The 23,352-nt window shown below is 71.6% G+C and carries 21 protein-coding genes and 1 tRNA gene; 19 read left to right on the plus strand and 3 right to left on the minus strand.

Features of this window, described 5'->3' with window-relative positions; all coding sequences use genetic code 11:
- The first annotated feature begins 96 nt into the window (after window positions 1-96).
- The 5 genes from obgE to galE all read left to right on the plus strand — a co-directional run bounded on the left by obgE (window position 97) and on the right by galE (window position 8,447).
- Window positions 97-1,536 (plus strand): GTPase ObgE, encoded by a 1,440-nt coding sequence (gene obgE, locus DEJ46_RS26530; protein WP_150270279.1) that lies wholly within the window; start codon window positions 97-99, stop codon window positions 1,534-1,536.
- Window positions 1,537-1,633: 97 nt separating this feature from the next.
- Window positions 1,634-3,265, plus strand: coding sequence for a glycosyltransferase (locus DEJ46_RS26535; protein WP_150270281.1), 1,632 nt, complete (start codon window positions 1,634-1,636; stop codon window positions 3,263-3,265).
- 134 nt (window positions 3,266-3,399) lie between these two features.
- A complete protein-coding gene (locus tag DEJ46_RS26540) occupies window positions 3,400-6,183 on the plus strand; it encodes a CDP-glycerol glycerophosphotransferase family protein (RefSeq protein ID WP_150270282.1) in 2,784 nt (927 codons plus the stop codon).
- Complete coding sequence (locus tag DEJ46_RS26545) at window positions 6,176-7,330, plus strand: glycosyltransferase (RefSeq protein ID WP_150270285.1); 1,155 nt, start codon at window positions 6,176-6,178, stop codon at window positions 7,328-7,330. Before DEJ46_RS26540 ends, DEJ46_RS26545 begins: the two co-directional genes overlap by 8 nt.
- 124 nt (window positions 7,331-7,454) lie before the next feature.
- Window positions 7,455-8,447 (plus strand): UDP-glucose 4-epimerase GalE, encoded by a 993-nt coding sequence (gene galE / locus DEJ46_RS26550; RefSeq protein WP_150270287.1) that lies wholly within the window; start codon window positions 7,455-7,457, stop codon window positions 8,445-8,447.
- A gap of 158 nt (window positions 8,448-8,605) precedes the next feature.
- On the opposite strand, the gene DEJ46_RS26555 is transcribed toward galE, so the two are convergent.
- Window positions 8,606-10,144 (minus strand): DUF6056 family protein, encoded by a 1,539-nt coding sequence (locus tag DEJ46_RS26555; protein ID WP_190622895.1) that lies wholly within the window; start codon window positions 10,142-10,144, stop codon window positions 8,606-8,608.
- Window positions 10,145-10,396: 252 nt separating this feature from the next.
- Between DEJ46_RS26555 and DEJ46_RS26560 the strand changes: the two genes are divergently transcribed.
- From DEJ46_RS26560 to DEJ46_RS26590, 7 genes are all read left to right on the plus strand, one after another.
- Window positions 10,397-11,392 carry a glycosyltransferase family 2 protein gene (locus DEJ46_RS26560; RefSeq protein ID WP_150270289.1) on the plus strand — a complete coding sequence of 332 codons (996 nt, stop codon included), beginning with the start codon at window positions 10,397-10,399 and terminating at the stop codon, window positions 11,390-11,392.
- On the plus strand, window positions 11,392-11,901 hold the full coding sequence (locus DEJ46_RS26565) for a GtrA family protein (protein ID WP_150270290.1): 510 nt from the start codon (window positions 11,392-11,394) through the stop codon (window positions 11,899-11,901). Before DEJ46_RS26560 ends, DEJ46_RS26565 begins: the two co-directional genes overlap by 1 nt.
- Before the next feature lie 108 nt (window positions 11,902-12,009).
- Window positions 12,010-13,113 (plus strand): glutamate 5-kinase, encoded by a 1,104-nt coding sequence (proB, locus tag DEJ46_RS26570; RefSeq protein ID WP_150274788.1) that lies wholly within the window; start codon window positions 12,010-12,012, stop codon window positions 13,111-13,113.
- A 138-nt stretch (window positions 13,114-13,251) separates the two neighbouring features.
- Entirely contained in the window at window positions 13,252-13,755 is a 504-nt protein-coding gene (locus tag DEJ46_RS26575; RefSeq protein WP_150270292.1) for a hypothetical protein, read from the plus strand.
- A 62-nt stretch (window positions 13,756-13,817) separates the two neighbouring features.
- Window positions 13,818-15,101, plus strand: coding sequence for a glutamate-5-semialdehyde dehydrogenase (locus DEJ46_RS26580; RefSeq protein WP_150270294.1), 1,284 nt, complete (start codon window positions 13,818-13,820; stop codon window positions 15,099-15,101).
- 77 nt (window positions 15,102-15,178) lie between these two features.
- The gene (locus DEJ46_RS26585; protein ID WP_150270296.1) at window positions 15,179-15,745 is read left to right on the plus strand and encodes a hypothetical protein; all 567 of its coding nucleotides are present in this window, start codon (window positions 15,179-15,181) and stop codon (window positions 15,743-15,745) included.
- 71 nt (window positions 15,746-15,816) lie between these two features.
- On the plus strand, window positions 15,817-16,899 hold the full coding sequence (locus DEJ46_RS26590; RefSeq protein ID WP_150270298.1) for a hypothetical protein: 1,083 nt from the start codon (window positions 15,817-15,819) through the stop codon (window positions 16,897-16,899).
- Here the strand turns inward: DEJ46_RS26590 and DEJ46_RS26595 are convergent.
- Window positions 16,884-18,005 (minus strand): M48 family metallopeptidase, encoded by a 1,122-nt coding sequence (locus tag DEJ46_RS26595; protein ID WP_150270300.1) that lies wholly within the window; start codon window positions 18,003-18,005, stop codon window positions 16,884-16,886. The two genes, DEJ46_RS26590 and DEJ46_RS26595, sit on opposite strands and share 16 nt — an antisense overlap.
- Before the next feature lie 128 nt (window positions 18,006-18,133).
- On the opposite strand from DEJ46_RS26595, the gene DEJ46_RS26600 reads away from it, so the two are divergent.
- From DEJ46_RS26600 to DEJ46_RS26625, 7 genes are all read left to right on the plus strand, one after another.
- Window positions 18,134-18,361, plus strand: a complete 228-nt coding sequence (locus DEJ46_RS26600; RefSeq protein WP_150270301.1) for a hypothetical protein — start codon at window positions 18,134-18,136, stop codon at window positions 18,359-18,361.
- 84 nt (window positions 18,362-18,445) lie between these two features.
- The gene (locus DEJ46_RS39295; protein ID WP_189504114.1) at window positions 18,446-18,610 is read left to right on the plus strand and encodes a hypothetical protein; all 165 of its coding nucleotides are present in this window, start codon (window positions 18,446-18,448) and stop codon (window positions 18,608-18,610) included.
- 52 nt (window positions 18,611-18,662) lie between these two features.
- Window positions 18,663-19,283: a nicotinate-nucleotide adenylyltransferase gene (nadD, locus tag DEJ46_RS26605; RefSeq protein WP_024756717.1), complete on the plus strand. Its 621-nt coding sequence runs from the start codon at window positions 18,663-18,665 to the stop codon at window positions 19,281-19,283.
- A gap of 19 nt (window positions 19,284-19,302) precedes the next feature.
- Window positions 19,303-21,006 carry an LCP family protein gene (locus DEJ46_RS26610; protein WP_150270303.1) on the plus strand — a complete coding sequence of 568 codons (1,704 nt, stop codon included), beginning with the start codon at window positions 19,303-19,305 and terminating at the stop codon, window positions 21,004-21,006.
- An 83-nt stretch (window positions 21,007-21,089) separates the two neighbouring features.
- On the plus strand, window positions 21,090-21,554 hold the full coding sequence (gene rsfS, locus DEJ46_RS26615) for a ribosome silencing factor (protein ID WP_150270304.1): 465 nt from the start codon (window positions 21,090-21,092) through the stop codon (window positions 21,552-21,554).
- Window positions 21,551-22,204 carry a histidine phosphatase family protein gene (locus tag DEJ46_RS26620; RefSeq protein ID WP_150270306.1) on the plus strand — a complete coding sequence of 218 codons (654 nt, stop codon included), beginning with the start codon at window positions 21,551-21,553 and terminating at the stop codon, window positions 22,202-22,204. The genes rsfS and DEJ46_RS26620 overlap by 4 nt, the downstream gene beginning before the upstream one ends.
- Before the next feature lie 97 nt (window positions 22,205-22,301).
- Window positions 22,302-22,374, plus strand: a tRNA-Ala gene (locus DEJ46_RS26625).
- Here DEJ46_RS26625 and DEJ46_RS26630 read toward each other — a convergent pair.
- On the minus strand, window positions 22,356-23,276 hold the full coding sequence (locus DEJ46_RS26630) for a helix-turn-helix transcriptional regulator (RefSeq protein WP_150270308.1): 921 nt from the start codon (window positions 23,274-23,276) through the stop codon (window positions 22,356-22,358). The two genes, DEJ46_RS26625 and DEJ46_RS26630, sit on opposite strands and share 19 nt — an antisense overlap.
- Window positions 23,277-23,352 lie beyond the last annotated feature (76 nt).

Below are 23,352 nucleotides of genomic sequence, written 5' to 3' on the forward strand. Positions count from 1 at the left end.
CCGTACGGGAAGCGGGTCCGCCTTTCGCGTGTTACTAGATAGACATTCCGTACTTCCCCCGCCATCGGCCGGGGACCCCCCAATGGAGGCACCACCATGACCACCTTCGTGGACCGCGTCGAGCTGCACGTCGCCGCGGGTAACGGAGGCCACGGCTGCGCCTCCGTTCACCGGGAGAAGTTCAAGCCGCTCGGCGGACCCGACGGCGGCAACGGCGGTCGCGGCGGCGACGTGACCCTGGTCGTCGACCAGTCGGTCACCACCCTGCTCGAGTACCACCACTCGCCGCACCGCAAGGCCACCAACGGCCAGCCCGGCGCCGGCGACAACCGCTCCGGCAAGGAGGGCCAGGACCTCGTCCTGACCGTGCCGGACGGCACCGTCGTCCTGGACAAGCAGGGCAACGTCCTCGCGGACCTCGTCGGCGAGGGCACCACCTTCGTCGCGGGCCAGGGCGGCCGCGGCGGCCTCGGCAACGCCGCGCTGGCCTCCGCCCGCCGCAAGGCCCCCGGCTTCGCCCTCCTCGGCGAGCCCGGCGAGTCGCGGGACATCGTCCTGGAGCTCAAGACCGTCGCGGACGTGGCCCTCGTCGGCTACCCGAGCGCGGGCAAGTCCTCGCTCATCTCCGTCCTGTCGGCCGCCAAGCCGAAGATCGCGGACTACCCCTTCACGACCCTCGTCCCGAACCTGGGCGTCGTCACCGCCGGCTCGACCGTCTACACGATCGCCGACGTGCCGGGCCTGATCCCGGGCGCCAGCCAGGGCCGCGGCCTGGGCCTGGAGTTCCTGCGCCACGTCGAGCGCTGCTCGGTCCTCGTGCACGTCCTGGACACGGCGACGCTGGAGTCCGACCGCGACCCCGTCTCCGACCTCGACATCATCGAGGAGGAGCTCCGGCAGTACGGCGGCCTCGAGGACCGTCCCCGGATCGTCGTCCTCAACAAGATCGACATCCCGGACGGCCAGGACCTCGCGGACATGATCCGCCCGGACCTGGAGGCCCGCGGCTACCAGGTGTACGAGGTCTCCGCCGTCGCCCGTACGGGACTCAAGGAGCTCTCCTTCGCCCTCGCCGGCATCGTCGCCGAAGCGCGCGCGGCCAAGCCGAAGGAGGAGGCGACCCGGATCGTCATCACCCCCAAGGCCGTCGACGACGCGGGCTTCACCGTCACGTACGACGAGGCCGAGGACGTCTACCGGGTGCGCGGCGACAAGCCCGAGCGCTGGGTCCGCCAGACCGACTTCAACAACGACGAGGCCGTGGGCTACCTGGCCGACCGCCTCAACCGCCTCGGCGTCGAGGACAGGCTGATGAAGGCGGGTGCCCGCGCCGGCGACGGTGTGGCGATCGGCACAGAGGACAACGCGGTCGTCTTCGACTGGGAGCCCTCGATGATGGCGGGCGCCGAGATGCTCGGCCGCCGTGGCGAGGACCACCGTCTGGAGGCCCCGCGTCCGGCGGCGCAGCGCCGCCGCGACCGGGACGCGCAGCGGGACGACGCACAGCGCGAGTACGACGAGTTCGACCCCTTCTAGCATGTCCGCCGTCAAGGGAGTGTCGCCGACGCGCTCGGCGGCCCTCCCTTCCGGTTCTCCGGTCGGGGGTCCGGTTTGCTCCCGCTACGATGCTCGGATGGTCGAGCCACCCCACGCGGCACGGGTCAGTGTCGTCGTCATCGCGTACAACGACGCCGAGCACGTGGGCGACGCGATCCGGTCCGCCCTCGCGCAGGGCGAGGCCGTCGGTGAGGTCGTCGTCGTCGACGACGCCTCCGTGGACGCGACGCCCGACGTGCTGGCCGGCTTCGCCGACGAGCCGCGCGTGAAGCCGCTGGTCCGCGAGGACAACAGCGGCGGCTGCGGCACCCCCCGCAACGACGGCATCGCCGCCGCCGTCCACCCGTGGGTCCTGTTCCTCGACAGCGACGACGTGCTGGTCCCCGGCGCAGTCGACCGGCTCCTCGCCGTCGCGGCCGAGGAGCGCGCGGACGTCGTCACCGGCCTCTGCGTGCGGCGCGAGCTCCCCGAGGGCCGCGAGACCGTCTGGGCGCCCTCGCTGTACGACGTCTCCCGGGGCGCCACCCTCCCCGGCACCGTCCTCGACGGCGTCGAGGACCACCCCGAGCTGGTCCTCGACACCCTCTCCGTCAACAAGCTCTACCGCCGTGACTTCCTGAACGGGCATGCGATCCGCTTCCCCGAGGGCGCCTTCCACTACGAGGACTTCGTCTTCAGCGCCCGCGTCCAGGCCGCGGCCCCCCGGCTCGCCGTCACCGACGTCCCCCTGTACGTCTGGCACGTACGGCGCCAGGCCGCGAACCTGTCGATCTCGCTGCGCCAGGGCTCCGTGGCGAACTGGGAGCACCGGGTCGCCGCGCACCGCGCCGTCGTCGAGGTCTTCCGCAAGGCCGGGCGTCCCGCGCTCGCGGTCCCCGCGCAGACGAAGTTCCTCGACTACGACCTCCCCATGTACCTCCGCGAGCTGCCGCGCCGGCCCGCCGCCTACCGCGCCGACTGGTGGACGGTCACCCGTGACCACGTCGCCGGTTTCGACGACGCGGCGGTCGCCGCCGCCCGGGCGCCGCACCGCTGGCTGCACGCCGGGATCACGGCCCTCGCCGCCGTACCCGAGGGCCGTGAGCTCACCCGCTTCGCGGAGCTCGCCGCCGGCCGGCCGCGGCTCGTCCCTCCGTACCCCCGCTCTGAGGACGGCGCCCCGGTGCTGGCCGCCGCCCCCGCCGACGTACCGCTGGACGGTCTCGAAGAGCTGTCCCCGGCCGGGCTGCCCGTGGCCGTGGACGGTGTCGCCGCCGTCGGCGGCAGCGCCCGGGTGACCCTGACCGTGCACGAGCTGTACGGCCGGGTCGGCGCGCTGCACCCCGTCTCCGTCCGGGTCGAGTGCACCGAGCGCGTCTCGGGCGCGAAGCTCCTCGCCGAGGCCGCCCCGCTGGTCCCCGCCGGCGACGGCTGGACCGCCACCGCGCGGATCCCCAGCGGCCGGCTTGTCCGGGCCGGCCGGCTCGCCTCCTGGTCGTTCGTCGCCGTGCTGCGCTACGCGGACGGCTCGACCGGCCGCGCCGAGATCCGGACCCCGGACGGCTTCGCCGGCCGGCGAGGCGTGGCCCTCGGAAGGTTCGGCCGCATCCTGCTCGTCCAGGTCGTGGCCTCGCCGCGCCGGGCCCTGACCCTCCGGCTCACGGGCGGAATGGCGGGCGCCCGCCAGGTGCTGTCCGGACGTATCAGGAGGATCCTGGCGAGACGCTGAACACCCCCCGATGAGCGGGAAACCAATTTCGGAACAATTCCCCCCGGGGGAGTGACTTGGCGGTCGCCGAGGGCGTTCATCAGTCAACTGTGAACGCGCTTTGTACTACCGCATGCCTGTGTGAGAGGACTTGGATGCCGACCACCGACGTCCCCGATGTGAGCGTCGTCGTCATCGTCTACAACGATGAGGAACGGCTCCCGCGAGCGGTTCGGTCCGTACTCGACCAGACCCTGAACAACATCGAAGTGATCATCGCCGACGACTGCTCGACCGATGACACGGAGCGTGTGGCGCGGGCACTCGAAGCCGCCGACCCGCGCGTGCGGTACGCGCGCCTGGAGCAGAACAGCGGCGGCTGCAGCGCCCCCCGCAACCACGGGATCGCGCTCGCCCGCGCCCCGTTCGTCATGTTCCTCGACAGCGACGACGAACTGCCGCGGCACGCCTGCAAGAGCATGCTGCTCGTCGCCGAGGAGACCGGCGTCGACTTCGTCACCGGTGAGGTGACCCGCTTCTACGAGGCGACCGACACGACGGGCCTGTGGTACCCGCACCTCTTCACCGAGCAGCGGGTCGTGGCCGGCATCGCCGAGGCGCCCGAGTACTTCTTCGACCACCTGTCGACGAACAAGCTCTACCGGACCGCCTTCATCCGGGACCACGGCCTCGTCTTCCCCGAGGGCATCCACTACGAGGACCAGCTGTTCTCCGCGCAGGCGTACACGCTCGCGGAGAGCTTCGCCGTCGTGCCGTGGTCGGTCTACACCTGGCGCCTCGCGCCGGAGAGCGTCTCCATCTCGTCGAGCCGGCACAAGATCCAGAACGTTCGCGACCGCATCGGCGTGGCCCGGCTGATCGACGCCTGGCTGGAGGAGCGCGGCGCGGCCGGGCTCCGGGCGGAGAAGGACTACAAGTTCCTCCGCCACGACTTCCGCCTGTACCTGGGCGATCTTCCCTTCCGCGACGGTGAATGGATCGCGGAGTTCGCCGCCGAGGTCACCCCGTACCTCGACGAGATCTCCGACGAGACCTACGAGCGGCTCTCGCGCGAGGAGCGCGTCTGCCTCCACCTGCTGCGCACCGGCAGGCTGGAGGACGTCGCCGTGGCCGCCCGCCACTTCGGCCGGCCGCAGCTCGCGCCCCGCGCCGTGACCGAGGTGGACGGAGTCTTCTACTGGGGCGACGTCGCCCCGGCCGACGACGCGAGCCGCGCCGAGCTGGACCTCAGCGAGTGGCACCTCCACGACCAGGCCCTCGGCAGCGGCCGCCTGCGGCACGAGCTGACCTCCGTGTCGATGCTCGGCCCGGTCCTGCGCCTGGAGATCCGGACGTACGACCCCGTCGGCCTGATCACCTCGGACACCGAGGCGTCGGTCAAGCTGGCCGCCCACAAGACGCCGCTGAGCGTGCCGCTCACGCTCGTCGCGGACGGCGCGGGACAGTACGTGTCCAAGGCCGAGGTCGACCTCCGCAAGGTCCCCGTCGGCAAGGTCGGGGTGGCGACCTGCCGCCACCCGGTGATCGCCCTGGAGCGCGAGGGCGCCCGGCGCACGGACATCCTGCTGGCCCAGCACGACCAGCCCGACTTCCGCGCCACCCTCCGGTACCACCAGTTCGGCATCCACCACCTGCGCGTCCAGGCCGAGCAGAAGGGCGCGGGGCGTCTCGAGGTGACCTGGCAGCGCTCCGGCGTCCTGAAGTCCCTCGAACCGCTCGGCCCCTACGCCCGCAAGACCAAGGCCAAGGTCGGCAAGGTCAAGAAGATCCTCGTCGGCAACGAGGGCAAGGCGACCGCCTACGACGCCGTCGCCAGGCTCCCGCGCAAGCGCGGCCTGGCCGTCTTCGAGGCGGTGGAGGGCCGCGGCTACGCGGACAACCCCCGCTACGTCTACGAGGAGCTCAAGCGCCGCAACCTCCCGATCGACGTGATCTGGGCCTACTCGGGCAGCCGGGACTCCTTCCCCGACGACGTCAAGCTCGTGAAGCGCGGCAGCTTCGCCTACGGCAGCGCGCTGGCCCGGGCCACGTACTGGGTCGACTCGCACAACCTGCCGTACCTGTACACGAAGCCCAAGGGCACCCGGTACCTCCAGACCTGGCACGGTCAGACCTTCAAGGCCATGGGCTTCGACGTCCCGTCGCTGCGCGGTGCCTCGGAGATCGAGAAGGGGCGCTTCCGTGCCGCCGTCGGCCGCTGGGACGCGCTCGTCTGCCCGAGCGCCGAGTTCGAGCGGACCTTCGTCCCCGCCTTCGAGGTCGGGGCCGAGCTGATCCGCTCCGGCTACCCGCGCAACGACGTGCTCGTGCGCTGGGCCGAGCCGGAGCAGCGGGCCAGGGCGGCCGCCGCCCGTGAGGCCCTGGACATCCCGGACGGCCGCAAGGTGCTGCTCTACGCGCCGACCTTCCGCGACGCGGCCCGCCGCACCGGCCAGTCGATCCGGGTGGACTTCGAGGCGCTGGCCCCGTACCTGGCCGACGAGTGGACGATCGTCGTGCGCGCCCACCCGTACGACCGGTTCAAGGTCGATCCGGCGCTCGGCCACTTCCTCCGCGACGGTTCGGGGTTCGCCGACGTCAACGACCTGATGCTGGCCTCGGACGCGGTCCTCACGGACTACTCGTCACTGATGTTCGACTACGCGAACACCGGTCGCCCGATACTGCTGTACACGGACGACTACGAGGACTACAAGGGCGGTGACCGGGGCACGTACTACGACCTCGAGGACATCGCACCGGGTCCGATGCTGACGACCACCGAGGACCTCGCCGCCGCCGTGCGCGACCTGGAGGGCGTGCGCGAGCGGCACGCCCAGCGCTACACGCGCTTCCAGGAGATGTTCTGCTCGTACGAGACCGGCCAGGCGAGCAAGCTGGTGGTCGATGCTTTTTTCGAAGGCGGCACCCATGACTGAGGCCTCCCCTGCCCGCAACGTGTTCTTCGTCGGCGTCGACGTCGACTCGATGGGCGGCTCCCAGCGGGTGCTGCACACCCTCGCCCAGGGCATGGGCGAGCGCGGCCACCGCGTCGAGCTGATCGGCATCCGGCCGAGCGCGGAGCCGTTCCCGTACAACTCCACGCGCGCGTACCGCCACGCGACGCTCTACCCGCCGAGCCCCGAGCCCAAGCCGCCGGTGCGGACGGTCGGCGACCGGCTCAGCCTGGCGCGGCGCGCCGACGCCCGCCGGGCGCGGGCCGCCCGCGAGCACGCCCGCGCGGAGATGCAGCGCAGGCTGTCGTCGGTCCAGGACGGCTACATCGTCTTCGGCTCGCCGTGGGCGGCGGACTGGGTCATGCCGCTGGAGTGGCAGCACCTGAAGGGCATCGGGCAGTACCACGAGTCCTTCGCGCAGGCCCGGCGCAGCGCCAACCTCGGGCTGATCCGCCGGCACTATCCGGCTCTGGAGCAGACCCTGGTCCTCTCCCAGGGCGACGCGGTCGAGTTCGTCAACCAGCGCGTGCCGAACGTCCGGGTCATGCCGAACCCGCTGCCGTTCTACCCGGACGAGCCGGCTCCGCTCGACACCCGCAAGATCGGCGCGGTCGGCCGGCTCGACCCGATCAAGCGGTACGACCGGATGATCGAGGCCTTCGCGCGGGCCCGTGAGGGGCGCGCGGGCTGGGAGCTGCACCTCTTCGGCGACGGCCCGCTGGAGCAGGAGCTGCGGATGAAGGCCGAGGACCTCGGCGTCGCCGACCAGGTCGTCCTGCGCGGCACGGTCAAGGACATGGCGGCCGCCTACCGCGAGCTGTCGGTCGTCGCGATCAGCAGCGAGCGCGAGGGCCGTCCGATGGCCCTGGCCGAGGCCGCCGCGTGCGGCGTGCCGTGCGTGAGCTTCGACGTCTCGGGCGGTGTCCGGGAGCTCGTCGACGACGGTGTCACGGGCACCCTGGTGCCGCCGGCCGACGTGCCCGGGCTGGCCGCCGCGTTCGGCGAGCTCATGGACGACGCCGGGATGCGGCGGCGGTACGGCGCCGCGGGGCGGGAGCACGTCGCGCGGCTGTCGCTGCCGAGCGTCCTCGACCGGTGGGACTCCGTCTTCGCGGAGATAGAGCGCTAGGGACTTCCCGGACACCCCCTAGGGCCGGACAGGCTCCGGAACCCCCTGGTGGACCTCGATGGCCTCCCTTCGGACCCCTGTGCGGCCCGAAGGGGGGCCATCGGTCTGTGGCTAAACTGTCGGAATGACCTGGCTCATCACCGGCGGCGCCGGATACATCGGTTCCCACGTCGTCAAAGCAATGACCGAGGCCGGCGAGCGTGTCGTCGTGGTCGACGACCTCAGCACGGGCAACCCGGCGCGCGTCCCCGAGGGCGTCGCGCTCGAGAAGGGCTCGGTCCTGGACCGGGATTTCCTGGACGGGGTGCTGCGCGAGCACGCGGTCAAGGGCATCGTCCACCTGGCGGCCAAGAAGCAGGTCGGCGAGTCGGTCGAGCAGCCGCTGTTCTACTACCGCGAGAACGTGACGGGGCTCCAGACCATCCTGGAGGCCGCCGCCGGCGCCGGGGTGAAGAGCTTCCTCTTCTCCTCCTCCGCCTCCGTCTACGGCATGCCCGACGTGGACCTCGTCACCGAGGACACCGAGTGCCTGCCGCTCAGCCCGTACGGCGAGACCAAGCTCGTCGGCGAGTGGATGGCCCGCGCGGTCGGCCAGGCCCACGGCATCTCCACCGCCTGCCTGCGCTACTTCAACGTGGCGGGCGCCGCGGCCCCCGAGCTCGCCGACACCGGTGTCTTCAACCTGGTGCCGATGGTCTTCGAGCGGCTCGACGCCGGCGAGTCCCCGCGCATCTTCGGTGACGACTACCCGACGCCCGACGGCACCTGCATCCGCGACTACATCCACGTCGCCGACATCGCCTCCGCCCACCTCGCGGCGGCCCGCACGCTCGCCGCGGCGGGCGAGGCCGGCGAGACGGCCACGCTGACCCTGAACATCGGGCGAGGCGAGGGCGTGTCGGTGCGCGAGATGGTCGACCTCATCAACGAGATCACCGGTCACAGCGCCGAGCCCCTGGTCACCCCGCGCCGGCCGGGCGACCCGGCCCGCGTGGTCGCCTCCGCGGAGCGCATCGAGTCGGAGCTCGGCTGGAAGGCGCAGCACGACGTCCGCTCCATGATCAGCTCCGCCTGGGAGGGCTGGGGCGCGAACCGGGCGGCCCGCACGGCCGGCTGACGTCGGCGCAGCGATAAGCGGTACGGAGTGGGGTGTCCCGGGTTCGGCCCGGGGCGCCCCACTCCGTCGTTTCGCGGGGGGGTGACGTGGGCCGGGAGGGGTCTAGGGGGTGTCTTGTCGATCAGCCCGCGAGCCCGGCCTGATCGACAAGACACCCCCTAGGGGCGGTGGATGCGGTCCACGCCGTAGTACGTGGCCGTGCACCGCGCCGCCCAGTCCCGCTCGTACGTGCGGGCGAACAGCGGCTCGGTCAGCCCGCCGATGAGGAGCGGCCGGTACGCGACCTCGCGGGCGCCCGCCGCGACCTCCGCCCGGATCCGCGCGTTCTGCCGGTCCCAGGCGGTCGCGCGCACCACCGTGCTCGTGGTCAGGTCGTACACCGGCCGCACGAGGGCGGCCGTGCTCCCGACGGCGACCGCGCCCGCCGCGACCAGCACCGCGGCACGGGCGGCGGGCCGTCCGGCCGTCCGGAGCAGGAGCCCCAGCCGGTACCCGCCCCACGTGCCGTACGCGCACAGGGCGAGGAGCAGCGGGAGCAGGAAGCTCGTCCAGGTGCGTCCGTAGGTCCAGCCCACGTCCCCGTACCCGGTGCGCAGCCCGTACGTGACGGCCAGGCTCGCGAGGGCGATCAGCGGCAGCGGCAGCAGCACCGCGATCCGGAACAGCCGGCGCGGGGGGAGCCCGGCGACGGGGGCGGGTTTCCGCGTCGTGCGGGAGAGCCACAGGCCCAGCAGCACCCCGGCGGCGGCTGCACCCGCGTACGCCCACTGGCCGCCGATCGTCTCCCACACGCGCCACCAGTCGCGGAACGTTTCTCTCAGGAGCGAGAACGACAACGGCTCCGGGGGATGCTGGGCGCGCCGCCACCGCGCCCCCGGTGACGTGGAGAGCAGGACGAGGCCGACGGCGAGGCCCAGGCAGGCCGCCGCGCACCAGGTCGAGGCGTACCGGTCCTTCGTCCAGCCGAGCCGGGGCAGGCAGAGGAGACCGGCCGCGACCGCGAACACCCCGGCCACCAGGGCGAAGGGCTCGCTGAGCATGCCGAGCGCCGTCCCGAGGAGCAGCGCCGCGCCGACCGCCGCCGACCGCTCCCACCCGCGCCCGCCGCGGGCCGCGCGGACGGCGCCGAGCACGGCCCAGAGGGCGATCACGCTCGGCAGGGTGTGGGAGATGGTCGCCGGGGCCCAGAGCAGTACCTGGTACGAGCGGGTGCCCGCGAAGAACAGCAGCGCGGAGAGGAGCGCGGCGGCGGCGGCGAGCAGGACCCGGGAGGGCGGGGGCACGCGCAGGGCGCGCAGCGCCGCGCGGGCGAGGAGGAAGAGCGCGGCGCCGAGCGCGACCACGAGGAGGGCGGGCAGCAGCTTCGGCCCCCGCATGTCGTCGGAGTAGACCAGGCCGGTCAGGAAGGCGTTGGTGACGCGTCCGTTCTGGGTGCGGTAGAAGTCCGCGGTGATCCCCAGGACGCCCATGTCCCGGGCCTTCCACAGGGCGCACCAGTCGTCCGAGGTGGGGCGGACGTAGAGCCCGAGGAAGGCACCGACCGAGAGGAGCGCGCCGGCGCCGGCGGCGACGACGAGCCCGGTCCAGGACAGTGCCCGCCCCATGCCGTCGGCGCGCTCCGTGGGCCCGCTCTCGTCCTCGTCCTCGCTCTTGCCTGTCAGTGCGCTGCCGTGCTCCGGGGTGGTCGTCCTGCTCACCGGTTCTTCGCTCCAGGGGGTCAACATGCGTGGCACGGCGTCTCTATGGGTGACAAATGGGTAAGGATGCCCCGTATATGAATATCTTCCCCGCATGCTTTGCAGCATGGACGACATGCCGACCAGGGGAGGCCACCCGGGCGACGCCCAGCGGTCACCGCCGCTCAGTACCGTGGCCGCGCTGCTCGAAGGAGAGTTCGGTGGCGGTCCCTCAGGACGTAATCTCGCTCATCCCTCTGGAGTGACCGTTCCATGACCAGGCTTTCCGTCGTCGTCCCCTGCTACAACGAGGAGGACGTCGTCGAGCGGTTCGACGCGCGCATGCGACAGGTGCTCGACGGGCTCCCGGTCGGCTACGAGATCTGTTACGTGGACGACGGCAGCTCCGACGGCACCCTCGGCAAGCTGCGCGCGATCGCCGCCCGGCACCCGCACCGCACCCAGTACGCCTCCTTCAGCCGCAACTTCGGCAAGGAGGCCGCCATGCTCGCGGGCCTGCGCAAGTCCACCGGCGACGCCGTGGTGATCATGGACGCCGACCTCCAGCACCCGCCCGAGCTCCTCGCGCGCATGCTGGACCTCTTCCACCAGGGCCACGACCAGGTCATGGCGCGGCGGACCCGCGAAGGGGACAAGAAGCTCCGCTCGGCGCTCAGCCGTGTGTACTACCGGGCCGTCAACCGCTGGGTCGACGTGGAACTCACCGACGGGGTCGGGGACTTCCGTCTGCTCTCCCGCGCCGCCGTCGACGCGCTGCTCTCGCTGCCCGAGTACAACCGCTTCTCCAAGGGTCTCTTCTCCTGGATCGGCTTCGACACCGTCACCTTCGACTACCAGAACGCCGCGCGTGAGGGCGGCGAGACGAAGTGGAAGTTCAGCTCCCTGCTCAACTACGGCATGGACGGACTGATCTCCTTCAACAACCGACCGCTGCGCATCGCCCTGTGGCTGGGAATGATGCTCAGCGGCCTCGCCGTCCTGTACGCGGCCTGGGTGGCCGTCGCCGCGATCACCCAGGGCGTCACCGCACCCGGATACGTCACCCTGGTCGCGATCATCGTGGGGCTCGGGGGAGTGCAGATGGTGATGCTCGGGCTGATCGGCGAGTACATCGGCCGGATCTACTACGAGACGAAACGGCGGCCGCACTTCCTCGTGAAGGAGACCCACCGCTCCTTCGGGCGCGGGGCCGCCGAGCTGGCCTCCGCCGAGCGCATCCGCGTCGCGGCCAACGACCGGGAGCACTGATGGCGCCGGGCGGCGAGGGAGGCGAGGGCAACGCGCGGCGGTCACGCCGGGCACGGTTGGCCGAGATCTTCCGGTTCGCGCTCGTCGGCGGCGTCAACACCTGCACGTTCTTCGGGTGTTACCTGCTGCTCCACCCCTGGATGCCCTACTTCGCCGCGTACTCCCTCGCCTTCGTCCTCAGCATGGTCGGCTCCTTCTTCCTCAACACCTACTTCACCTACCGCACCCGGCCGACCTGGAAGAAGTTCGCCCTCTTCCCCCTCACCAACGTCACCAACTACCTCGTGCAGAGCGTCGGTCTGTACGCGCTCGTCACCTGGGCCGGCATGGACGACAGGATCGCGCCCCTCGTCGCGGCCGTCGTCGCGATCCCGTTCACCTATCTGATCTCCCAGCGGATCCTGGTGCCCCGCGGCAAGGCGACCGGGGGATCGGACGGTCCCGACGGCCCGGACGGGCCCGGTCCAGAGAACGGAATGGACGAGCGGCAGCCCTCCCGCCTCGCGTAGATTGCCTGGCAGCCGCGGCGGGGCACGCGCGGCGCGTGGGACAGCCGAGTGAGGACGACGCAGGTGACGACGCAGGTGACGGGACAGACGGACGTGGCAAGGCAGTACGTGACGGAGGCCCGCAGGATCGTCGTCAAGGTCGGCTCCTCCTCGCTCACCACCGCATCCGGAGGCCTCGACGCCGACCGCGTCGACGCCCTCGTGGACGTCCTCGCCAAGGTCCGCAGCGGCGGCGAGAAGGAGATCGTCCTCGTCTCCTCCGGCGCCATCGCGGCGGGACTCGCACCGCTCGGCCTCACCCGGCGGCCCAAGGACCTCGCCCGCCAGCAGGCCGCCGCCAGCGTCGGCCAGGGCCTGCTCGTCGCCCGCTACACCGCCTCCTTCGCCCGCTACGGCGTCCGCGTCGGCCAGGTCCTCCTCACCACGGACGACACCAGCCGCCGTGCCCACTACCGCAACGCCTACCGGACGCTCGACCAGCTCCTCGCCATGGGCGCGCTGCCGGTCGTCAACGAGAACGACACCGTCGCCACCGACGAGATCCGCTTCGGCGACAACGACCGGCTCGCCGCTCTCGTCGCCCACCTCGTCCGGGCGGACCTGCTCGTCCTGCTCTCCGACGTCGACGGGCTGTACGACGGCGACCCGGCCAAGCCCGGCACGTCGAGGATCGCGCAGGTCACCGGCCCCCAGGACATCGCCCACGTCGAGATCGGCGCGGCCGGCAAGGCCGGCGTCGGCACCGGCGGCATGGTCACCAAGGTCGAGGCCGCCCGGATCGCCGCCGCCGCCGGCGTCCCCGTGGTCCTCACCTCCGCGAGCCGCGCCGCCGACGCCCTCACGGGCCGCGACACCGGAACCTACTTCCACCCCACCGGCCGCCGCTCCGCCGACCGGCTCCTCTGGCTCGCCCACGCCTCCACCCCGCAGGGCTCCCTGACCCTGGACGACGGAGCCGTACGAGCCGTCGTCGAGGGCAAGAAATCCCTGCTCGCGGCCGGTATCGCGGGTGTCGAGGGCGAATTCGTGGCCGGTGACCCCGTCGAGCTCCGCGACGCGGAGGGCCGGGCCGTCGCCCGGGGCCTCGTCAACTTCGACGCCAAGGAGATCCCCCAGCTCCTCGGCCGCTCCACCCCCGAGCTCGCCAGGGAACTCGGCCCTGAGTACGAGCGTGAGGTCGTCCACCGCGACGACCTGGTCGTCATCCGCTGAAACGGCTGAAAGTACGGCCATCCGGAAGGGACGTTTACCAAAACCGCCCCATCTGCCGCCTCGGGCTGGTCAACTTTGTCTCGGGGGTAAGTAGCAAGGCGGGGTACAGCACCAGACGCATCACACAGGAGGCCGCCGGTGAGACGAGCGCGCCCTGGGGCACCGCCCCGCGGGACTGCCGAACGCGCCCTGACCAGTGTCGAGGCCGGAGCCGACTTCGACGAGGCACGGGACAGGTCCACGGACAGGAAGACCGAGACCACCACCGAGACACGGGAATCACGCGCCGAGGAGCGGCCCCTGTCCAAACTCTGGCACATCACCCTCAGCGTCTCCGGGGCGGAGTCACCGCTGAAGGAGGTGCGACGCGGGCTCGAACAGCTGGCCCACGACCACCCCTTCCTGCTGACCAGCCGCTATGCCAACGACCACGCCGAGATCCGGTACTGGGAAGAGGCCCGCGACCTGCACGACGCCGCGGCCGTCGCCTTGCGCCTGTGGGGCGAGCACCGGCAGACCGCGAAGCTGCCGCCCTGGGAGATCGTCGGCCTCGAGGTCATCGACCGCGAGACCTACCACCAGCGGATCGCGGAGGGCTACGGCCCGCCCCCGGCGGCCCCGGTCGGTGTCCACCCCTACTGAGGGGTGTCTCGGAGTGCGGGATACGTGAGGGATGTCCGCGGGGGTGCCAGTACCCTGCGGACATGACCTCGCTCACGCCCCTCGACAACCTCTCCCCGGTCACCCGGGCCGCCTACCGGGCCCGTGGCGCCGCCGCCGAAATCGCGCCACTCCCGCGCTCGGCCAAGGACGACGCCCTGCTGGCGATCGCGGACGCCCTCGAAGTCCGTACCGCCGAGATCGTCGAGGCCAACGCCGAGGACATCGCCAAGGCCCGCGAGGCCGGCACCGGCGAGGGCATCATCGACCGCCTCACCCTCACCCCGGAGCGCGTCCGGGCCATCGCCGCCGACGTCCGCCACGTCGCCGCGCTGCCCGACCCCGTCGGCGAGGTCGTCCGCGGCTCGACCCTCCCCAACGGCATCGACCTCCGCCAGGTCCGCGTCCCCCTCGGCGTCGTCGGCATCATCTACGAGGCCCGCCCCAACGTCACCGTCGACGCCGCCGCCCTCTGCCTCAAGTCCGGCAACGCCGTCCTGCTCCGCGGCTCGTCCTCCGCGTACGCCTCCAACAACGCCCTCGTGAAGGTCCTGCGCGACGCCGTCGGCGGCGCCGGACTGCCCGCCGACGCCATCCAGCTCGTCCCCGGCGAGTCCCGCGAATCGGTCCGCGAGCTGATGCGCGCCCGCGGCCTCGTCGACGTCCTCATCCCGCGCGGCGGCGCCTCCCTTATCCGCACCGTCGTCGAGGAGTCCACCGTCCCGGTCATCGAGACCGGCACCGGCAACTGCCACGTCTACGTCGACGCCAACGCCGACCTCGACATGGCCGTGGACATCCTGATCAACTCCAAGGCCCAGCGGCCCAGCGTCTGCAACGCCGCCGAGACCCTCCTCGTCCACCAGGACATCGCCGAGGCCTTCCTGCCCCGGGCCCTCGACGCCCTCGCCGACGCCGGCGTCACCGTCCACGCCGACGAGCGGGTCCTCACCCACGCCCCGGCCTCCAAGGCCACCGTCGTCCCGGCCACGCCCGAGGACTGGGAGACCGAGTACCTCTCGTACGACATCGCCGCCGCCGTCGTCGACTCCCTCGACAAGGCCGTGGAGCACATCCGCACCTGGTCCTCCGGTCACACCGAGGCGATCGTCACCACCTCGCAGGCCGCGGCGCGCCGTTTCACCCAGCTGGTCGACTCCACCACGGTGGCCGTGAACGCCTCCACCCGGTTCACGGACGGCGGCCAGTTCGGATTCGGCGCCGAGATCGGCATCTCCACGCAGAAGCTCCACGCCCGGGGCCCCATGGGCCTTCCCGAGCTGACCTCGACCAAGTACATCGTCACCGGCGACGGCCACGTTCGATAACCGGCTCCTTTCGGTACGGGCGGGGAGAGTTCGCACTCTCCCTGCCCAAAACCACCTACCGGGTCTACTCTGAATCCGTGCCGGACGACGTGGGGGGCACGCCGTTCCCGGACGGCGGGGACCCTGAGGACTCTGTCGACCGCGGAGGCGCAGACGAGGACTACGCCACCGTGGTGTTCGACGAGGCCTTCGTACGGGCCGCCACGGTGCACGAGCCGAGCGCGGTCGAGCGACTACTCGCAGCCGCCCAGGCCCGCGCAGAGGCCGAATCGGCCCGGACCCGCGCCGCTGTCGGATCCGGGGACGACGACCCCTACGAGGACGGCTACGACCCCGTAGGCCTCACCTACGAGCCCGACGACGTCGGGGACGACGCCAGCCCCTACGGCCGCCACGGAGGCGCCCTGCGCCCCTACCGGGGCAGCGCCCGCTGGCACCGTCCCGTCGCCTGGATCCTGGCCCTCCTGATGGGCATCGGCATGGTCGCCCTCGCCTTCAGCGCCGTCTACCGCGGCGCCGTCGCCAACCGCCAGGACCAGATCCCGCCGCCGGCCACGACCGGAGTGGACACCCCGAATCCGGCCCCGGCCCCGCCCGCCGCATACGCACCGCCGCGGGTCTCCGTCGCCCCCCGTACACCCTGACGGCCGCACCCTTCCGAAGTTGTCGTACATCTCGGCGTTTACCGGAGCCCCCGCCGACCTACCCTGAAGGTATGGCAGGGCGTGGCGACCCGCCTGAGGGGACACCCGAGGGTCTCCCCGGCGGTGGTGAGGACGAGTACCGATCCGTCGTCTTCGACGAGTCGTTCGTCCGTGCTGCCCGCCTCCAGGAGTTCTCCGCCCAGGAGCGGATGGGGGAGTACGCCCAGCCCGTGCGGTCCCGGACCGCCCGGGAGGGCGGAACCGGATCCCGGCAGGCCGTCCTGCTGGTCCTGCTGATCCTCCTCGCCTTCGGCACCGCCATCTACCTCGGCGTCCGCAACCCGTACCAGCCCCCCGCCGACCAGCGGGCCGAACCGCTGCGGACCACCGTGGTCCCGCTCGCCCCGCAGGGCACCGTCCCGGGCGGGCAGCCCGAGCAGCTCTTCGCCCGCAGCCCCGTCGCCGAGTACCGCACGGGAGCCGCCGGCATCAACCTGCCCGTCGTCGGACGCACCTCCCACTTCGCGGAGAGCCAGGTCGTCACCGCCCTCAGCATCGCCAAGGACTACCTCGTCGCCTCGTCCCTGGAGCCCGACACGCTCTCCGGAACGACCGTGCGGCCCGTCCGGCTGCTGCTCGACCCCGACCAGCTGGAGCAGTTCGACCGAAGCGTCGAGTCACCGGCCGACGACGGACGGCACGCCCTCGCCGCCTGGCTCGTCCGCTTCGACCCGCGGCAGGTCGTGCTTGCCGACCCCGGCACCCGCGTCCAGGGCACGCTCCGTTTCGAGGAGTCCGGCCCGGACACGCTGGACGTCACCGCCGACCACACGTTCACCTACGCCCTGCGTCCGGCCGCCGGCGGCGTGGGACCGGCCGCCGAGGCCTCGCTGTTCACCGTCCACCGCGTGATGCACTTCCGCTTCGACCGCGAGGACCTGCGCATGCACCGGGCCGAGCTGCTGGCCAGCACGGTGGAGGCCGGACCGCAGGCCTGCGGCCCCGGCTCCACCGGCGCCCTGAAGCCGCTCCTCGCCGGAGCGCGGGCCCCGGAGGCGGGCGGGCCGGCGGTCACCGACCCGTACGCCACGACCAGGCCCGCGGCCCCGTCCCTGTGCGGTGCGCTGGCGCCGAGCGCTCAGCCCTCGCTCTGACCGTCCTTGGTCTCGCCGTCCCCGGTCCGGCCGTCGGCCTCCTTGGTGCTCTGAGCGCCGCCCTGGCCGGTGCTCTGTCCGCCGAAGCGGTTGCGCAGCCGTCCGCCCAGGTCGCCCGCGAGGTCACCGGCGCCCCCGGCTATGTCCCCGACCAGCTTGATCAGCGGGTCCTTGCTGGTCCGCACCGTATCGGCGTAGTGCCCGGCCGACTCGCGGAAGGCGTCCGTGACCGAGGTGTCCTTGTCCTCGGAGCGCCGGGGGTAGTGCCCGTCCATGATCCGCTGGTGGTCGCGGCTCTCCGACCACTTCTTCAGCTCCGCGGCCCGCACCGTGGCGAAGGGGTGCGAGCGGGGCAGCACATTCAGGATCTTCAGGACCGAGTCGCGCAGGTCACCGGCCTTCTCGTACTCGTCGGCCTGAGCGAGGAACGCGTCGACGTTCATCTCGTGGAGGTGGTTGCCGCCGGCGATCTTCATCAGACCGCGCATCGAGGCCTGCACGTCCTGCCCGACGAGGAGCCCGGCCCGGTCGGCGGAGAGCTCCGACTTGCGGAACCACTCGCGCAGCGCCGTCACGATGGCCGTGATCGCCACGGTCCCCAGCGGCACCCAGGCGATCTTGAGCGCGAGATTGGTGAGGAAGAGAAGAATGGTGCGGTACACGGCGTGGCCGGAGAGCGCGTGGCCCACCTCGTGGCCGATGACCGCCCGCATCTCCTCCTCGTCGAGCAGCTCCACCAGCCCGGTGGTCACCACGATGATCGGCTCGTCCATGCCGATGCACATGGCGTTGGGCTTGGGGTCCTGCGTGACGTACATCGACGGGACCTTCTCCAGGTCCAGGATGTAACAGGCGTCCCTCAGCATGTCGTTGAGCTGGCTGAACTGCGCGTCGCTCACCCGGACGGAGTCCGAGAGGAACAGCAGTCTCAGGCTGCGCTCGGGGAGAAGGCCGCTGAGTGCCTTGAAAGCGGTGTCGAAGCCGCTGAGCTTGCGCAGCGCGACCAGCGCCGAGCGGTCGGCCGGATGTTCGTAGGCCCGCGAGGAGATGCCGGGGAACCGCTTTCGCTGCCTGCTCGGCACGTTCCCCTGGTGGTTCTCGGTCATGGATGCCCCCTGTTCGTACGAGTCGGTGCTCGTCCCCCTGACGGAACCCACCCTAGGCGTTGGCGCTACCGTGTGCCGGGGCCTGTGGATAACTCGGGCACAGCGGACCACCGAGGAGCACGACGGACATGCCGGACACCATCGACGCGGCCGCGGCCCTGCTCGCGGCCGCCGCACAGGAAGGCCCGGGGGACACCCTCCGGATCGTGCTGCTCGGCTCGATCGTGGGAGCCGTCCTGCTCGCCTGGTTCCTGCTGCGCGGCTACCGCGCCGACGACGCCGCCACGCGTACCGACGGCGATGCCGGCACCGACGACAACTCCGACGCCAACACCGACGACAACGCCAACGCCTGAGTCGGCGTGAGAGTGTCCGGACGGCCCGCATACGATGTGCGCGAAGTCTCCGCTCCCATCCCCGATCGATAGGTTTTGCTGACGATGAGCCTCCACAGCACCGCCGCCAACCTGGTCACGCTCGCCGAGGGTGCCACCGAGCACGGTGGCAACCACGAAAGCCTCAGCCCCTACCTCACCGGCTTCGGCGCCCTCGGTGCGCTGCTCCTGCTGCTGTGGATCACCACGCGCTTCAACCGCGACCGCTGATCCGACGACCGCCGAACCGGCGTCCGCCGCGGTGCCAGTAGGCTCTGCACGCATGGGAGAGCAGGAAGTGTCTACCGGCGGCCGCGGCAAACGCCGACTCGGCGTGATGGGCGGAACGTTCGACCCGATCCACCACGGTCACCTGGTGGCCGCCAGCGAGGTGGCCGCTCTGTTCCACCTCGACGAGGTGGTGTTCGTGCCGACCGGGCAGCCGTGGCAGAAGGGGCACAAGGCCGTGTCGGCGGCGGAGGACCGCTATCTGATGACGGTCATCGCCACCGCGTCCAACCCGCAGTTCTCGGTCAGCCGGATCGACATCGACCGGCCCGGCGCGACCTACACCATCGACACGCTGAGGGACCTGCGCTCTCTCAACAGCGACTCGGACCTGTTCTTCATCACCGGGGCCGACGCGCTGTCGCAGATCCTCACCTGGCGCGACGCCGAGGAGCTCTTCTCGCTCGCGCACTTCATCGGCGTCACCCGACCGGGCCACGACCTCACCGACGACGGACTGCCCAAGGGCGGTGTCTCGCTGGTCGAGGTTCCCGCGCTCGCGATCTCGTCCACCGACTGCCGGGCGAGGGTCGCCCAGGGCGATCCCGTCTGGTATCTCGTCCCGGACGGTGTGGTGCGCTACATCGACAAGCGCCAGTTGTACCGCGGCGAGTGAGCTTCGGGGAGGGCCACCGGTGAACGACCAGCAGAATCCGTACGATCCGTACTATCCGCAGCCGCAGATCATCGGCTACGACGAGTACGGACAGCCGGTGTACCAGCCGACGCCGCAGCAGCCCGGTCAGCAGCACTACGACCCGTACGGCGGTCAGCCGCAGCAGCAGGCGCAGCAGGCGTACGGCTACGACCCCTACGCGCAGCAGCAGCCCGTCCAGCAGCAGCCGCAGTACGACCCTTATGGGCAGCAGGGCTACGCGTACCCCTCGTACGACACGGACACCGGGCAGCAGTGGGCCGCGCAGGCCGAGCCCGCCCCCGTACAGGCCACGCAGGCGATGCCGGCCGCGCAGGCGGCGCAGGCGGCACCCGCGGCTCCCGTGGCGGCCCCGGCCGGTGTACCCGGCCAGCGGCCCGCGTCCGAGCAGCCCGCCCCGGCCCGGCAGGGCGACGACGACCGGGAGTACCGCACCGAGCAGTTCTCGTTCATCGAGGAGCCCGACGAGGACTCCGAGGACGTCATCGACTGGCTCAAGTTCACCGAGAGCCGCTCGGAGCGGCGCGAGGAGGCCAGGCGGCGCGGCCGCAACCGGGTCGTCGCGCTCGTCGTCGTCCTCGTACTCGCCGCCGTGGGCGGTGTCGGCTACCTCTGGTCCGCCGGGATGCTCCCCGGTGCCTCCGCCCCGGAGCAGCGGCAGGACACGGCGACCGGGCCGCAGAAGCGCGACACGATCGTCGTCCACCTCCACAACACGAGGGGCGGGGGGACCTCCACCGTCCTGCTCGTCGACAACACCACCACCAAGCAGGGCACCACGGTCCTGCTCCCCAACAACCTCACCGTCGCCGACGGCGAGGGTTCCGCGACCACCCTCGGCAAGTCGGTCGAGGACGACGGCTCGGGCGGCACCCGCGAGGCGATCGGCAACCTCTTCGGCACGAAGATCACCGGCACGTGGCGGCTCGACACCCCGTTCCTGGAGAACCTGGTCGAGCTGGTCAGCGGCATCGAGGTCGACACGGACACGGCCGTGCCCGACACGAAGAAGGGCGCGGGACCGCTCGTCGAGAAGGGCGAGAAGCAGAGCCTGAGCGGCCGCGCGGCCGTCGCCTACGCGACGTACCGGGCTCCCGGCGAGGCCGAGGTCAAGCAGCTCCAGCGCTTCGGCCAGGTCATGTACGGGGTGCTGCGGAAGATCTCCGACGACCCGAAGGCCGCGACGGTCACCGTCGAGTCCCTGGTGCAGATCCTCGACCCGTCGCTCCCCGAGAAGGACCTCGGCGCCTCCCTCGCGAAGCTCGCCGAGCACGCCAAGATCGGCGACCACAAGACGGCCCTGCTGCCGGTCGGCCAGGACGGCACGCTCAGTGAGGGCGCCAGCGACAGCGTGGTGAAGGACATCCTCGGCGGCAAGGTCTCCGCGCCCGACGCCGGCGACGTGCCGCGGGTCTCCGTGCGGGACGGATCCGGCAAGGACGCGACCGAGGCGGCCCGGGTGGTCCTGATCAACGGCGGCTACGTCTTCATCGGCGGCGCCGAGGCGGAAACCCAGGAGAAGTCGCAGGTCATCTACGGTGACGAAGCCCAGAAGGTGACGGCGGCCGAGGTCGCCAAGACCCTGGGGCTCCCGGCCGGCTCGGTCGAGAAGGGCAAGCCCTCGGGAACGGCCGCGGTGACCGTCGTCCTGGGCCAGGACTACAAGGCCCCGAGGGCCCGGTAGAGGCCCCGGGATAAACGTTGGCGGCGGCGTCGGCGGTCCGTGAGACCCTGGAGGGGTACTGGACCGCCGACGAAAGCCCACTTGTGACCGCCACGGATCGCTCCATCGAGCTCGTCAACGCCGCCGCTCTGGCTGCCGCCGACCGGCTCGCTCACGACATCATCGCGTACGACGTCAGCGATGTGCTGTCGATCACCGACGCCTTCCTGCTCGCCTCCGCCCCCAACGACCGCCAGGTCAAGTCGATCGTCGACGAGATCGAGGAGCGGCTCAACAAGGACCTCGGCGCCAAGCCGGTCCGCCGCGAGGGCGACCGCGACGCCCGCTGGATCCTCCTGGACTACGTCGACATCGTCGTCCACGTCCAGCACAGCGAGGAGCGCGTCTTCTACGCCCTCGAGCGCCTCTGGAAGGACTGCCCCGAGCTTCCGCTGCCCGAGGAAGCCCTGAAGACCCGCGGCAAGGCGGCCGAGCACGCCGCCCTGACCGGTGTCGACCTGGAGGCCGGCTCCGGCCTGCCCGACGGACCGGACGGTGAGCTCAGCTGAGCACCACCAAGGGCGGCAGTGGCCGCCGCATCGTCCTCTGGCGTCACGGCCAGACCTCCTGGAACCTGGAGCGCCGGTTCCAGGGGTCCACGGACATCGAGCTGACCGAGACCGGCGTCGCCCAGGCGCGCCGGGCCGCCCGGCTGCTCGCCGCGCTGAAGCCGGACGCCGTCGTGGCCTCCGACCTGAAGCGGGCAGCGGCCACCGCCGCCGAGCTGGCCGCGCTCACCGGACACACCGTCGCCCACGACTCCGCGCTGCGCGAGACGTACGCGGGGGAGTGGCAGGGACTCACCCACGACGAGATCGTCGCCCGCTACGGCGAGCAGTACGCCGCCTGGAAGCGCGGCGAGCCCGTGCGTCGGGGCGGCGGCGAACTGGAGACCGAGGTGGCCGACCGGGCCGCTCCGGTCGTCCTGGAACACGCCGAGAAGCTTCCCGAGGACGGCACGCTCGTCGTCGTGAGCCACGGCGGCACGATCCGCACCACCATCGGCCGGCTCCTGGGCCTGGAGGCCCAGCACTGGGAGAGCCTGGGCGGGCTCTCCAACTGCTGCTGGTCCGTCCTCGGAGAGGGCGCCCGTGGCTGGCGCCTGATGGAGCACAACGCCGGCACGCTGCCCGAGCCGGTCCTCGGCGACGACGACTGAGGCGCGTGAGCGGCCTGCCGGACCCGGATTTCACTTTCCGGCAGGTCACAGGCTAAAGTTCATCTTGTTCGCAGCGCAGAGAGCGCAGAGAACACGAGGGGCTATAGCTCAGTTGGTAGAGCGCCTGCATGGCATGCAGGAGGTCAGGAGTTCAATTCTCCTTAGCTCCACAGTCACCGAATCCCGTCCCCAACAGGGGGCGGGATTCGTCGTTTCCGCCCAGTGCCCGGATCGCGCGGCGGCTCTCCTCGTCGTTCGGCGTGTACGTCACGATCCGGCACTCCGGCATCCCGTTGACGGAGAGGGAGACCGAGGTCATCCGCATCTCGCCGACCGCCTCGTGACGGAAGGTCTTCACCCGGGTCCCCGGCGGCACGACGTCGCCGCTCTGCCAGAGCCGCGCGAAAACGGGGCTGGCCTCCGCCAGACGCCGCACGAACGCCTCCCAGGCAGGCTCGCCCACATGGCGTCCGTACGCCCCCCGCAGCTGGGCCACCATCAGCGGCAGCTCCTGCTCCCGGTCGACCAGGGGGCACGTCGGCTCCGGCGCGGTGAAGAGCGCCCACAGCACGTTGCGTAAACCGAACGGGCCCGTGTCCAGGCCGTTGCCTTCCCACAGGAAGAGCCGCTCGTAGGTGGTGTTGGTCGCCAGCACGTCGTACCGCGCGTTGTAGAGCACCGCCGGGTGCGGGTCCAGGGCGTCGAGGATTCCCTGGATCTCCGGGCTGACGACCTCGACGTCCGGGGCGGCGCGCTCCGGCGTGTACGGCACCTCGGCCAGGTGATAGAGGTGCTCCCGCTCGGGCCGGTCGAGGCGGAGCGTGCGGGCGACGGCGTCGAGCACCTGCGCCGAGGCGTTGATCGGCCGGCCCTGCTCCAACCACGTGTACCAGGTCACACCCACCCCGGAGAGCTGGGCGACCTCCTCGCGGCGCAGCCCCGGTGTGCGGCGGCGCAGCCCCGGCGGCATGCCGACGTCCTCCGGGGTCACCCGGGCTCTGCGGCCGCGCAGGAAGGCGGCCAGCTCAGGCCGTCGGCGCGGCTGGATCGGTACAGCTGCCACAGTCGTCACACCCCCATGGTCGAGTCCCCGTGCCGCCGTTGCCAGGTGGTGTCAGTACCAGCATCAGCGGGCTCTCGTTACCCGT

It is taken from the genome of Streptomyces venezuelae (assembly GCF_008642375.1).
In the GTDB taxonomy this organism is placed as follows: Bacteria; Actinomycetota; Actinomycetes; order Streptomycetales; family Streptomycetaceae; genus Streptomyces; species Streptomyces venezuelae_G.